The organism is Candidatus Woesearchaeota archaeon (assembly GCA_030651375.1).
Taxonomy (GTDB): domain Archaea; phylum Nanobdellota; class Nanobdellia; order Woesearchaeales; family UBA12501; genus JAUSFM01.
This window is the reverse complement of sequence record JAUSFM010000016.1, coordinates 92491-105477: the sequence shown is the minus strand read 5'-3', so window position 1 is coordinate 105477 and position 12987 is coordinate 92491. Positions and strand designations below refer to the sequence as shown.

The window sequence follows — 12987 nt, the reverse complement described above, 5'->3', positions numbered from 1 at the left end:
CTTGACTATATACGATTTCCGCACTGGCAAATGCCGGGATAAGTTTAAATACTACCCATTTCTCTGGAGTTTCATGCTTAAAAACCATTTTGACATCACCGGAAAAGTAGCGCTCATTACCGGCGGGGCTGGTCTGTTAGGGCCAGTCTATGCGCGTGCGCTTGCCGCATCCGGCGCAACCGTTGTCCTTGCTGATATTCTCACGGAAAAAGTGGAAGAAGAAGCAAAAAAAATTTCAGCAGAGCACGGCACACCATGTGTGGGTATTCATTTGAATCTTCTTGAACAGGCGTCCATTCGCGATGCTGTTTCTTTTGTAGTGAACACATTTGGCAAAATTGACATCCTCATCAACAATGCGCAAGGCGTTCCCAAGGATGAAAAAGAAACCTTTGAAGAGTACCTGCCAGAGCACTGGGATTTCACGTCGAATGTGAATCTTCGGGGCACTTTTTTGTGCACACAGGAAGTGGGCAAGCACATGCTGAAAAATTCAGGCACCAAATCGGGCTCTGAAAAGGGCGTCATCATCAACATCTCATCCATCTATGGTGCCTACGCGCCTGACCAGCGCATTTATTTTGATGGCATGAAAAAATCACTTTCCCCCAGCCCAGCGGTGTACTCCGCAACCAAGGGCGGCATTATTGCGCTCACCAAATATCTCGCAGCGTATTACGGCGGCAAAGGCATTCGCGTGAACTGCGTCAGCCCCGGCGGGGTGTTCACCAATCAAGATGCTGCGTTTGTTCAGAATTATTCACGCCGTGTGCCGATGGGGCGCATGGCACAGAAAGAAGAGCTCGCCGGCATTGTGGTATTTCTTGCATCAGGCGCGTCGACCTACATCACTGGCCAGAATATTTTTGTTGATGGCGGATTAAGCTGCTGGTAAGTATCAACATCATCCGCGATATGCCGGGAAAAATGCCTGCTTTGGCTCTTTGCCCTGCTGGCGTAATTCTTCTTTCCGCTTGTTTGCCAGTGCATCATACTTTTTTTGATCAAAAATAATTTTTTTAACATAATATTCACTACGGCCGCGGGCAAATGCTGCTTTGAAACGGAACAGTGGATCCTGGTCGCTGCTGCTCGTACCGCCGCCGAGATGAAGGACTGTGCATCCATTCTTTTTTCCCCACATTGCCGCCTCCATCAAGAGCAGGTTCGTGGGATAGAGCCGCTGATATTCCGGATCAATGCCTGAAAAATGATAATGCATGTTTCCATACGCGTGCATGAAAATTGCCGCGCTGATGGGCTGGTTCCGGTAGCGCGCAACAAAAATAACTGCGCTTTTGCCGAGCATTTCAACGGTATTTTCAAAAAATATCTGGGGGAAAAAATAGTGGGGCGCGGCATTTCTTTTTCGCATGGATGCGATATACAAGAGTGTCAATTCGTGGACTGCGGTCTGCTCTTTCTCGCTTCCCTTACCGCAGGGAATGGTTTCAACAATTACTCCTTCGCGCTGCGCCTTGCGCATGGCGGTGCGCGCTTTTTTGTCCATCTCCATAACTAATTCTTGTGCTGTTTTGCGCAGGTCAACGATAACGGTCGTATTGATCCGTTCTGCACCCTGCTCCTCGCGATGATTGTTCAGCACAGGGTTGAACCGCACAAACGCGCTGACAATTCCCTCTGCCTGCGCATACCTCTCCAGCGCTGCATAAAATTCAGCAACCACTGCTGCCGGATTTTCTGCTTTAACAAGCGGGCCGGAGTAGCCGTACGGCGAGCAAAGATCAAACAGTTCTGTGCCGGGAATCGGGCGCTTCAATACGGGGAGTGCAACAAATTCTTTTTTGGTGCCCAGCACAAACAGAAGCGCCTTGCCGCCGAACGTGCTATCAACTGCCTGCGTGTAGCTGGTTTCATAGATGCGCGCGTATTCTGCACGAAAATAAATGTCAGGAGCCGGAGCTGCATCAACATACTGGTTCCATCCAGCATCCGCCGTGGTGTACACACTTACTTCTTGTATCTTTTTTTCTTTTTTTGTTTTTTTTATTTCTTGAGGCATTGGGCAATCCGCTCCATATCTTTTTGTGTATACCGCTGATCAATCGGAATCGTGAGTATCTGCTCGCTGACTGCATGGCTTTCGGGAAACTCTTTTTTTCGTATTTCAGGTGGAAGCTTCCAGTGCACCGGACAGTATATTCTTTGGCCTATTAAATATTTTTGGAGTGCATCTCGAGTATTTCTGTTTTTGGCGATGATGGGAAGGCCCAGCGGGCACACCATTGCGGGGAGCTTTTGATGGAACATTTTCGCCGTTGTTTCGGCGCCGAGCCGTTGCGCCAGATACTCATAATTCGCTCGCCGGATATTTTTTACTGCACTTTCATTAATCCGTGCCAGCACATATTTTGAAAAACGCGACATTCCCTCAACTTTTTTTCCATTCACTGCTTTTTGCTCATGGTGGGTAAACAATGCACGGTACAGCGGCTTGAGTGCGCGACTATTTTTTAACAGCAATGCGAGTATGCGTGCTGCCGGGAAGCAGGGCAGTGGGGTGGGGATTTTTTTCCCGCCAAGAAATGCGCCGTCAGCAACCGGCAGAAACTTGCGGTAGCTGTTAAACCAGTAATCACCTGACGGGCTATATTCAGTGAGATACGTTTGCACGAGATCCTCAATAATGATGCACTGTTGTTTTGTTTGTTTTTTTATTTCTGCGCAGATAGTTTGTATATTCGGCTGTATCCACCCAAAGTAATGGATGATAAGGACTGCGGAGGGGTTTTCTTTTTTTATTTTTTTGAGCAGGTCTTTTTCGTCAATCTCCAACTTTTTTGTCACCGTGTAAAAAATAATTTTCATATTTTCTTGCTGTAACGGCAGAAGAACTGAATCGCACAGATATGCAGGAATCAAAATTGTTTTTTCTGCAAGCGATTCTTGTCTGATAATCGCTTTGAGACACGCGCGGCCGCTTGCGAGCAGCGTTTGGCCAGTACTCCACACCGTTTTCTTCCCTGAAACCACCAGCCCCAGAGGCAGATGAAAATCACTTCCAATTTCGCGTGTCATGGTCAGTAGGTAATTGTTTTTTTTAACAGCCGGTCGTTGACCGGAATCGTGGCGAGCACTTCAGCAATCTTTGTGCTGGTGTCACCGCTGCCGTAGGGATTGATGCAGTTTTTCAGCTGTTCCCTGAATGACAGGGAAAAAACTGTTGTAATTGCACGGCGAATTTGTTGTTCATTGTCTTCATTGTCATCGACATGAACCACATTCGACGCACATTCGCGGCCTTCCTGTCGGATGCCGATATTTATTGCAGCCACTTTGAGCGTCGGCGCTTCGACAATGCCACTGCTTGAGTTGCCGATGATGAACGCTGCATGCTTCAGCACGCTAAGATAGGCAGTATGCGGGAGACTTTTTGCCACCAAGAATCCTTGTATCTTTTCATATTCTTTAATGACCTCAATCATTCGTCTGCCGCCGCTGTCTGCGTTGGGATAAAAGATAAGCGCAGGGATTTTTTCCTTGTGCACTGCTTCGAGCGTGGCGCGCATCTGTTCTCCTGCTTTTTCAGCTTCGGTGGTGACAGGATGCTGCACTACAACAGCATACTGCTTGGTGAAATCAAGAGAAAGGGCATATTTTTTAAGCTCTTCTTTTTCCAGCAGCCGTTCCTGCAGCATGGTATCAATGCTTGGCTCCCCGACGACAAACACCCGCCATGCATCTTCGCCCATTTTGGTGATGCGTTCGCCGCTGGTTTTGGTTGCTGGAAAATGAATCTTTGCAAATTTGGTAATGGCATGGCGCATTTCCTCGTCTCTGCCTGCGCGTGTTTTGTCGCCGCCCGAAACATGGGCAACCGGAATATTCAGAAAAGATGCGGCAATGGTTGCGGCGAATGCCTCAATGCGGTCGCCAAGCACCACCACAATGCCCGGACTTATTTTTTTGAATGCATCAACAAATCCAGTGATGCCCCGTGCTGCTGCAACTGCCATTGCCCCGTCATCATCAGTTTCCGGCAGCATTGCAACAGCAGCATCAATTTGATGTCCGTCCTGTTCAATATCATTTTTTGTCATGCCGAATTCGTCGCTTAAATGCATGCCCGCTGCAATGAGCTGGAGCTCAAGGTGGGGATGTTTTTTGATTGCTGCAATGACTGGCCGAAGAATACCATATTCTGCCCGTGTGCCTGTCACCACACAGATTTTCCGTTTTGTTTTTGGTGGTGCGCTGACGTGTGGTGGTATTTCAATGCTCTTTTCGTCGATAATTTCATCAACACCGCTGTTTTTTGCCGCACGCTTTCCAATGACTTCATCACATTGGTCTGCGGTGAATCCTCGTGCATCAGCGCGCTTCGCTGTTATTTTTTCTTCAGTGATTATTTCTCCCTGCGCAATTGGGACCTTTGCAACAAGCGATTTGCGCACGACTTTTTTTGTTTCCTGCTCGCGCAGGGTTGGCTGTTTTTTTTGGCTGCCGAGAATTGTTTCTGTTTCACGGATTTTTTTGACCATGTCGTGTAACTCTTTTGGGCTCAACGATGCTTTGTGGTCAGGGCCTGCTGCGCTTTTGTCGTAGGTAAAATGTTTTTCAATGACTGCTGCACCCTGCGCCACGGCAACAACCGGTACGGTAATTCCTTCGGTGTGGTCGGAATAGCCGATGAGAACGGGGACATTAGCATCATGGTTCATTTCCGTGCCCAGCGTTTCCATAGTGCGCAGGTTGACATCTGAAAACGGCGTTGGATAATCAGACGTGCAGTGCAGCATGATAAGGTTTTTGTTGCCCGTGCTGAAAATGGCATCACGCGCTTTTCTGCACTCTTCAATTGTTCCCATACCGGTTGAGAGAATGATTGGCTTGCCGAATTTTGCGATGTATCTCAACAGAAGGTAGTTAGTCAATTCTCCTGAACCAATTTTGAAACACGGAACGCCTAGACCGTTCAGAAACTCTGCACTTTCCTCTTCATCCGGCGTCGATAAAAAAAGAACATCTTTTTTGTCGCAGTATCTTTTAATCTCACGGAAATCGTTGTAGGAAAGCTCCAGTTTTTTTATCATGTCAAATTGTGATTCTTCTTTGCCGGCCTTTGTATTCTCTTCTTGATACGCTGCCTTTTTTGTTCCCTGCAAAATCAGGGCTTCAGTTTTCCAGGTCTGAAACTTGACCGCATCAACGCCTGCCTCTTTCGCAATGTCCACCAGTTTTTTTGCTTTCTCGAGACTGCCGTCATGGTTCACCCCTGCTTCAGCGATGATAAAAGCGGGCTGTCCGTTGCCGATGAGTCTGGTGCCAATTCTAACCGTGTGCATTGTTCCTCCTGTTGTTGATTCCCCTAGTTGTTGAAAATAACCGTTTATTTAAAAATATTGCCTGCTCATTTATAAACCACCCTACACGACACTACTTCTTGAATATCTATGTTCAAAACGTATAAATATTTTTAAAGAGCCTCTTATTGCAGACGTCTATGGTCCCTATGATTCCCCTTTCCAAACCACACATCACCCCTGCTGACATTCGCGGTGTTGTGCAGGTGCTCAAGTCCGGCCAGCTTAGCATGGGCACCAAGACTGAACAGTTTGAGCGCCAGTTTGCCGGTCGCATCGGAACAGCGCACGCGCTTGCGGTTAACTCGGGCACGTCAGGGTTACATCTTGCGCTGCGCGCGTGCGGCATTGGCGAAAGAGATGAAGTTATTACCACTCCTTTTTCATTTGTTGCCTCGGCAAACTGTATTCTGTTTGAAAAAGCAAAGCCGGTGTTTGTTGACGTTGATGAAGAAACCTTCAACCTCAATCCTGCGCTCGTGAAAAACGCAATCACCGAAAAAACAAAAGCCCTGCTGCCCGTGCATATCTTTGGTCAGAGCTGTGCCATGGACGAGCTCATGGCGATTGCCCGTTCCCATCATCTCAAAGTTATCGAAGATGCATGCGAGGCGCTCGACGCAACGTACCACGGAAAAAAAGTGGGTACATTCGGTGACGCTGCAGTATTCGCGTTCTACCCAAACAAGCAAATGACGACGGGCGAAGGCGGCATGGTGGTTACCAACGACGCGGCCATTGCAGAGCTCTGCAACAGCATGCGCAATCAAGGCAGAGACGTCAAAAATATGCAATGGCTCACGCACCACCGATTGGGATATAATTACCGCATGACCGAGATGAGCGCCGCGCTCGGTTGCTCCCAGCTTGCGAAGCTCGATATGCTGCTTGCCAAGCGAATTCGTATTGCGCAAAAATACCTGAAAAAATTAAAAACTATTTCCGGCATCATTCTTCCGAAAACCGCACAGGGCAATACCCACACTTGGTTTGTATTTCCGGTGCGGGTTGCTGACGGAATCAGCAGGGACAAAGTCATTGAAGGGCTGCACGCCCGCGGCGTTGCGAGCAAGGCATACTTTTCGCCGTGCATTCACCTCCAGCCGTTCTACAAAACATTTGGCTTCAAAGAAGGTGACTTTCCCATCGCTGAAAAAATCAGCAGAACAACGCTCATTCTCCCGCTCTATGCGCAGATGACCGAAAAGGATATAAACACCGTCGTGGCAGCGCTGACTGCATCGATTGCCGAAGCACGGCAGCAGGATGTACCGAATGTACCACAGGATGTACCGGGGGCAGTATGACCAACGCATCATTTTATCAGGACAAGGAAGTACTCGTTACCGGCGGCTGCGGCTCGATTGGTTCTGAAATTGTCCGCCAGCTCATTGGATTGGGCGCGCGCATTGTCAAGGTGTTTGACAACGACGAGGAAGGCCACTTCAATCTCCAGCATGACCTTCCGTCAGAAAAAATCCGCCACCTTATCGGCGATGTGCGCAGCAAACAGCGCCTTGATTTTGCCATGAAAAATGTGGACATTATATTCCACGCTGCTGCGCTGAAGCATGTTCCATTATGCGAGTACAACCCATTCGAGGCGCTTCAGACGAATGTCATCGGCACACAAAACGCTCTTGATTCTGCACGCGAGCACAACGTCAAGCACTTTGTTTTTATCTCTACTGACAAAGCGGTCAATCCCATCAACACCATGGGCGCCACAAAACTGCTCGGCGAAAAATTAACCCTGACCGCAGACCTCGGTCCAACCGTTACCAAGTTTGCCTGCGTGCGTTTCGGCAATGTGCTCGGCTCAAGTGGTTCAGTCATTCCGATTTTCAAGCGCCAAATCCAGAAAGGAGGCCCCGTGACCTTAACATCACCTCACATGACACGATTCTGCATGTCACTCTCTGAGGCCGTCTCATTAATTTTGCGCGTGCCGCCGATTATGCAGGGAAAAGAAATTTTTATCCTCAAAATGAAAGCGCTCAAGGTCAAGGATCTTGCCGACGTATTGATTGAAGAGCTTGCGCCAAAACACGGACACGCTTCTTCGTCAATCGTGCTCAAAGAAATAGGTATCCGCCCCGGCGAAAAGCTCCACGAAAGCCTTATGGTTGCCGACGAGTTGCCCTATCTGAAAATTCTTGACGATATGTTTGTCGTACAATCAAAGTCAAACGTTCCACATTTCACTGAAGCGGTTGAGGAACACCATCATGGCCTTGCGCAGGGCTCATTTTCATCCCAACACACCCTGCATCTCACCAAAGACGAGATACGAGAATTACTTCGAAAAGAAAATTTGCTGAACTAATCCTATCTGATTCCTTGTCCGCCACACCCTTTTTGGTATATTTCTTGATACTGTTCAACAATTTTCTTCCAATCATATTGCTGCGCGCTTTTACTTATCTTCTTTTTGTCCCACTGTTTTTCAAGCGCACAAATCAGAGCGTCGGCAAACGCCTGTTCGTCGCGGATTGGCACCAGAATTCCATTATCATGAGTGATGATGTCTTCCGGTCCGCCACAGCGCGTTGTTACCACTGGCACACCACAGGACAGCGCATCCACATACACCACTCCAAAGCCCTCGTATAAACTTGGCAGGGCAAACAAGTTTGCTGCAGCATAATAATTCTTGAGCTCGTCGTCAGGGATAAAACCAGCAAAGACAATATGCGTCTCGACGCCTAATTCTCTGGAAAGAGTTTCTAATCTTTCTTTTTCAGGTCCCTTGCCGCCGATGACGAATGTCACATTCGAATTTTTTTGGATCACCAGTGGAATTGCCCTGATGAGATACTCCATCCCTTTGCGGGGAAACAGGCGCTGAAGTGAAAAAACTATTTTTCGGTCTTGTTCAATGCCATACTTTTTCCGCAGGTCAAACCCTTTTTTTTCTTTCAGCTCCGGCATCGTGGTGCCGTGGGGAATAAGCGCTATTTCTTTTCTGCACCCCTGTGCTTCTGCGCTTTTCTTCATATGCGTGCACATCGTGGTGACTGCATCAGCGCTGTTCATCACCCATGCGAGATAGGGGTTAATCGCTTTTGGCAGCGGCTTGACAGGGTCATACGTGTCCCACCCAGTGAGCGAAATGACGAGCGGAAAACGCATGATTTTTTCCCACAGCGCCACAATACCACCGAGATTATAGATGTGGAATAGGTGTACAACATCAATCTTTTTCCCGCTAAGCCGTTGTTTGAGGAAAAAATACGGCAAATAAAACAGCAATGCGAATTGCGGGATGACCACATTCAGGCCGGTTATGTTGATGCTCGGAATCCTGATGATATGGGTGCTCAATTCTTTTTCATACCGTGTATCATTTGCCCCTTTGAGCCATGGAGTGATAAGCGTGACACCGTTTTTTTTGGCCAGCCGCTTCGCTATCTCCGCAAGTACTTGTTCCGTGCCGCCGCGTACCGGAAAAAACGTCGGGCTCATAAGGAGGATATTCATGGCTTTCATTGGCTGACAGGAAACACAAACATTTATAAATATTTGTCATTGCCCTTTTAAGCACTGATTCGGGGGTTTATATGCAGCCATTACACAACTACCAGAACGCACTCCATGCTGCATTGCGTGGGTTTATGGAATTTGAGTCAGTCACACCCCCAACACGATTTTTGTATCCATTCTTTGACCAGCATCGGAATCCAACACATCGCCTTCTTGCATTACTTGAACAGTTTCCGTATCCACTTGCTGATTCACGACAGATTCTTGCTGCACACGCTTCAAAAAAAACACTATCGACCGTGGCTTACGCCACGCTCCTCTGCACATTGCTGGCCGATTTTTATGGCACGGTTCCATTTCAAAAACTAAACAGAAAAAAAACAGCCATGCCCCGTCCAACAATTCCTGTTGCTGCATGGGGGCGCGCTTTTGCAGAGAAAGATGCTGGACTTTTCAAAAAAACAATGCGTGTTATTTCTCCCCTCACGGATTTTTCTACCTCTGCTATCGCCGGCTTCTTTGTCCATGGCAGCCTTGCAACGCTTGACTACGAAAAAAACTTCAGCGATTTCGATAGTATCCTCATCATCAAAAAAAACACCATACCAAACGAGCTTGTTTTGTTGAGAAAAAAACTGCTTCGTGCCTATGCCCTCATGTATGCGGTTGACCCTGCACAGCACCATGGCATTCCCGTGCTCTATGAAAGCGAGCTTGAGTATTATCCTGAGCATTATTTTCCCCTTGCAGTGCTTCGTGATGCTGTTCCTGTTGTTCCTTTTTCTTCTTCATCTTCTACTGTTTTTGTACGTGATGATGCAGAAGAACGCATTGCACGTGTTGAAAAAAATGCAGCATATTTTTCAGCTCTTGCCAACAAAAATCCGCGCTGGATGAGCATCTATACATTCAAGCTGGTAGTGGCAAAAGTGCTGCTCCTGCCGACGCTCTTTCTTCAGGCACAGGGCACGCCGTCGCTCAAAAAAGATTCCTTTCACGCCATCCAAAAACATCTTTCTCCTGACCTTATCCATTTGCTGGATTCATACAGCACACTGAGAAAAGAATGGCCTGCGTGCTGGTTCTCTTGCTGGTCTGCTCGGCTTCTCGGACTGTTGGGCAATCCGTTTCTTCCTAAAATCGGCACGTATTTAAACCTCCGACGGGTACCTCCATTTTTCCTGAGCCACGCGGCGCTGCTTGCCCGCACCCTTGAGGCGAAACTACATGAACGCACAAAATAAAACTAACAAAACAACCAAGCAAACAAAAACAGCAAATTCCGCTGACTTTTTCCCTCATGTTACGCTTGCAGACTGCACCCTACGGAATTTTCCAAAACAGCTTACCATCACTCATTATCAACAGGCCGAAGCAGATTTTATTTCAACCATATCCGGCTCTGCCGACGTTGTGGCCATCTACAAAATCGGTGAAGTGTCTGCGCCCGGATTTTCTGACTTGGACTTTATCGTCGTGCTCCGCGATGCACCCCTTCACATTCCTGATTTTGAGCAGCGCACGCGCGCAGTGCTTGCGCGGCAGGCTGACGTGATTATCCATTATCCCCATGTTCTTCCTGAACAGCTTTTTCCTTCTCTGCCTTTTCTCTTTCCTTTTTTCTCGCTGAAATGCGTCTATGGAAAAAATATTCCTCTCGTGCGCCTGCCGCCTGCGGACAAGCATATGCTCGAGCTGGTCATTCTTCACGACTATATCGATATTCACTGGCCGCAGGAATTTTTGCGCCTGTTTCTGCATCGTCAGCGGCTCCAGCGCGGCGGCTTTTGGAGCTATGCGCTTAATGAAGCTGCGCGCACGCTCAATGTTCGATTGGGCGGCACGCTTGACATTCCGGTTCGGGTGACGCTCTGCCGCCTCAATTCACTTAAATATCCCCTCCGGATGTTGAGCTCACTCACCAAAAAACGCTATCCTGCTGCTGAAGTATTTGTTCGCCGGGTGCAAGCGCTGCGAACATCATGGTTTCAGCAAGCTAATCCAAATACAAAATATGCTGAGCTCTTGACGCTTCTCAAAGAAAGCATTTCTTTCTGCCTCCTGCTCATCGGCGAGACTGCGGCCTTGTTGAAGCGTTGCGCGCCAACAAATGCGCCGGACACATTTTACCTCAACAAAGACCACGCGGTGGTGTATGTTGACCGTTGGGGCGTACGCTCTATCCCTGCGTCTATTGCACTCTACAAAAAAACATCAGAAATTATTTCCATCCTTCCAAAATCGTTCTTGCCGCAGAAAAAAGTAACCATGGACATTCTTCACGGCAATTCTCCAGATGCTGTCCACCGTGCGTTTTCATCTCTTGATTCAAATTATCTGCGCCTTGCCATCCACCGTGCCACGCTCTTTAAACAGCAGGTTGACTTTTTGAACAAGAATAAATTATCTTTCAAGCCCATCATGCGCTATGATGTGCTGCGTTCACGCCAACTGCGGCGTGCCTATGCCACCATCAGCTACGCACTTCGCCATCGACATCTTCGCGGCCGCTTCTGATGTTTTTCTGATGCTTCTTATTTTTCTGATATGATTGCACAATTGCGCGTATTTCCTGTGCTGCTCGCTGCGGCGCCTTGCCGTCCACTTTGTAGAAAAATTTTTGTATAAACTCTTTTCGTTTATAGCTCAGTGTTTTCTGGAGCTTGGTATCAGTGAGCACCCGTTCCAGCGTGGTGCGGAGTTCATGGTTATGGTAGTCTGGCTCAATTTTCAGCACCGCATCACTTGAACCATAGAAGATTCCCTCATTATCAACAACGTTTCGGTCATACAGCTCGACGAGAATCGTTGGTTTGTTGAGAAGATTTGCCTCAAAGAGTGTTGTTGAAAAGAATGATACGAACACATCACATCTTTCAATCAAATCATACAACTGCTTCTTTCCTAATGTACCTCGAATAACTGTGATGTTCTTATTCGGCATCTCGGCTATGATCTTTTCGTACTCATCATAGTATTTTTCAATCGGGTGTAACTTCACCTGCACTTCACATACATTGTTGTTGACGCTGCTGAGATCATCCAGCATTTTTCTGATAACATCGAAATAGCGTTCTTTCTTGACAATATTCTCTTGGACAATCGGCGCCGTACAGAAAAGAATGGTTGGTTTCTTGTTCTTGTTTTTCTTCTTGTTATACTTCTGTTGTTTGCTCCGCGCAATATACTCCTGTATGCCCTCCAAAAACACCGGTCCGATAACGCGCACGTTTTCTGGCGGTGCGCCAAGTTGGATATACCGTTCCTTTTCAATGTCGCTGTTTGCAAGAACATGGAATGTTTCCGGATAGGTCCACAGTGTCGTTGAAATGCCCATACCGTGTGTCAGGCGAATCGTTGGAATTCCACATTGATGGGCTGCCTGTATGGCACAGCGGTCAATGACACCGGCTGGAGAATATATCAACAGAGCGCGAGTGTTTGTTTCCTGCAGTACTCGTTTGAATGTTTCATAATACAAAATGGTTGCATATATCATCTCTTTTGAGAAAAAGAAATCGAGTGCCGGCTCAAAATCAGTAGCGTGTGCTGTTGCGTTTAGCACATCTTGTTTTCTCTTTTTCCATGTCGCATGTAACTGCCGTGCTGCTGTTTCTGTTTTTGCTTGCATGCTCTTTGTTATCCATGGATAGATAAGATTCGGAAATCTGCGCAAACCAGGCCTGAACCGCGCTGAAAGCGGGTCAACAACAAGAATGTCCGTTGCCAGTGCGCGATCTTTGCGGAGTTGTTCATACACAGTTTGCATGCGGTCGATGGCAAATGGTTTCTGCGCAAGATCGAGCGCGATGGTGTGCACCAGAAATAGCGCCCTCTTTTTATTTTTTTGTTCAGTGTTTTGTTCAGTGAATGGGGCTGTCGGCTGCCCTTTTGTCATGCGCTGTTTCATACGCTCATTTATTTTCAAAAAACGTGCAAGCATGAGCGCTCCTGCTGTCTGGCGAAGGTGGTGCAGTTTTCGGGTAAGCGCACTTTTTCCCTGCATCTTTACTATCTGCTCAAAATTATCAAATTGCTCGGGTAGTGCGTCCCGCATAAACCGAATTTGATAAAACCACCAGAGCGGAACGCCATCATATGTGATACTCGTCAGTGCGTCAATATCATTGAGCTTTTCTGTGCACTGGTACAATCCTTCTTTTTTATCAGCAATACTCAT

General features: G+C 47.5%; 10 protein-coding genes and 1 pseudogene. 5 read left to right on the top strand and 6 right to left on the bottom strand.

Features of this window, described 5'->3' with window-relative positions; genetic code table 11:
* Positions 1 to 73: 73 nt before the first annotated feature.
* Positions 74 to 895, top strand: a complete 822-nt coding sequence (locus Q7R76_06545) for an SDR family oxidoreductase (protein MDO8643205.1) — start codon at positions 74 to 76, stop codon at positions 893 to 895.
* A gap of 9 nt (positions 896 to 904) precedes the next feature.
* Here the strand turns inward: Q7R76_06545 and Q7R76_06540 are convergent, their stop codons facing one another.
* The 4 genes and pseudogenes from Q7R76_06540 to neuB form a co-directional block, all read right to left on the bottom strand.
* A complete protein-coding gene (locus tag Q7R76_06540; GenBank protein MDO8643204.1) occupies positions 905 to 2023 on the bottom strand; it encodes a GNAT family N-acetyltransferase in 1119 nt (372 codons plus the stop codon).
* The gene (locus Q7R76_06535) at positions 2008 to 3039 is read right to left on the bottom strand and encodes a DegT/DnrJ/EryC1/StrS family aminotransferase (GenBank protein MDO8643203.1); all 1032 of its coding nucleotides are present in this window, start codon (positions 3037 to 3039) and stop codon (positions 2008 to 2010) included. The genes Q7R76_06540 and Q7R76_06535 overlap by 16 nt, the downstream gene beginning before the upstream one ends.
* A gap of 2 nt (positions 3040 to 3041) precedes the next feature.
* Positions 3042 to 4184, bottom strand: a complete 1143-nt coding sequence (neuC, locus tag Q7R76_06530) for a UDP-N-acetylglucosamine 2-epimerase (protein MDO8643202.1) — start codon at positions 4182 to 4184, stop codon at positions 3042 to 3044.
* A gap of 63 nt (positions 4185 to 4247) precedes the next feature.
* Positions 4248 to 5306: pseudogene (neuB, locus tag Q7R76_06525) on the bottom strand (N-acetylneuraminate synthase).
* A 167-nt stretch (positions 5307 to 5473) separates the two neighbouring features.
* On the opposite strand from neuB, the gene Q7R76_06520 reads away from it, so the two are divergent.
* Entirely contained in the window at positions 5474 to 6631 is a 1158-nt protein-coding gene (locus tag Q7R76_06520; protein MDO8643201.1) for a DegT/DnrJ/EryC1/StrS family aminotransferase, read from the top strand.
* Positions 6628 to 7650 carry a polysaccharide biosynthesis protein gene (locus Q7R76_06515; protein MDO8643200.1) on the top strand — a complete coding sequence of 341 codons (1023 nt, stop codon included), beginning with the start codon at positions 6628 to 6630 and terminating at the stop codon, positions 7648 to 7650. Before Q7R76_06520 ends, Q7R76_06515 begins: the two co-directional genes overlap by 4 nt.
* 2 nt (positions 7651 to 7652) lie before the next feature.
* Here the strand turns inward: Q7R76_06515 and Q7R76_06510 are convergent, their stop codons facing one another.
* Positions 7653 to 8813: a glycosyltransferase family 4 protein gene (locus Q7R76_06510; GenBank protein MDO8643199.1), complete on the bottom strand. Its 1161-nt coding sequence runs from the start codon at positions 8811 to 8813 to the stop codon at positions 7653 to 7655.
* Between the two features lie 71 nt (positions 8814 to 8884).
* Here Q7R76_06510 and Q7R76_06505 point away from each other — a divergent pair, with 71 nt between their 5' ends.
* A complete protein-coding gene (locus tag Q7R76_06505; GenBank protein ID MDO8643198.1) occupies positions 8885 to 10051 on the top strand; it encodes a hypothetical protein in 1167 nt (388 codons plus the stop codon).
* On the top strand, positions 10035 to 11324 hold the full coding sequence (locus Q7R76_06500) for a hypothetical protein (protein MDO8643197.1): 1290 nt from the start codon (positions 10035 to 10037) through the stop codon (positions 11322 to 11324). The genes Q7R76_06505 and Q7R76_06500 overlap by 17 nt, the downstream gene beginning before the upstream one ends.
* On the opposite strand, the gene Q7R76_06495 is transcribed toward Q7R76_06500, so the two are convergent.
* Complete coding sequence (locus Q7R76_06495) at positions 11281 to 12987, bottom strand: polysialyltransferase family glycosyltransferase (GenBank protein ID MDO8643196.1); 1707 nt, start codon at positions 12985 to 12987, stop codon at positions 11281 to 11283. The two genes, Q7R76_06500 and Q7R76_06495, sit on opposite strands and share 44 nt — an antisense overlap.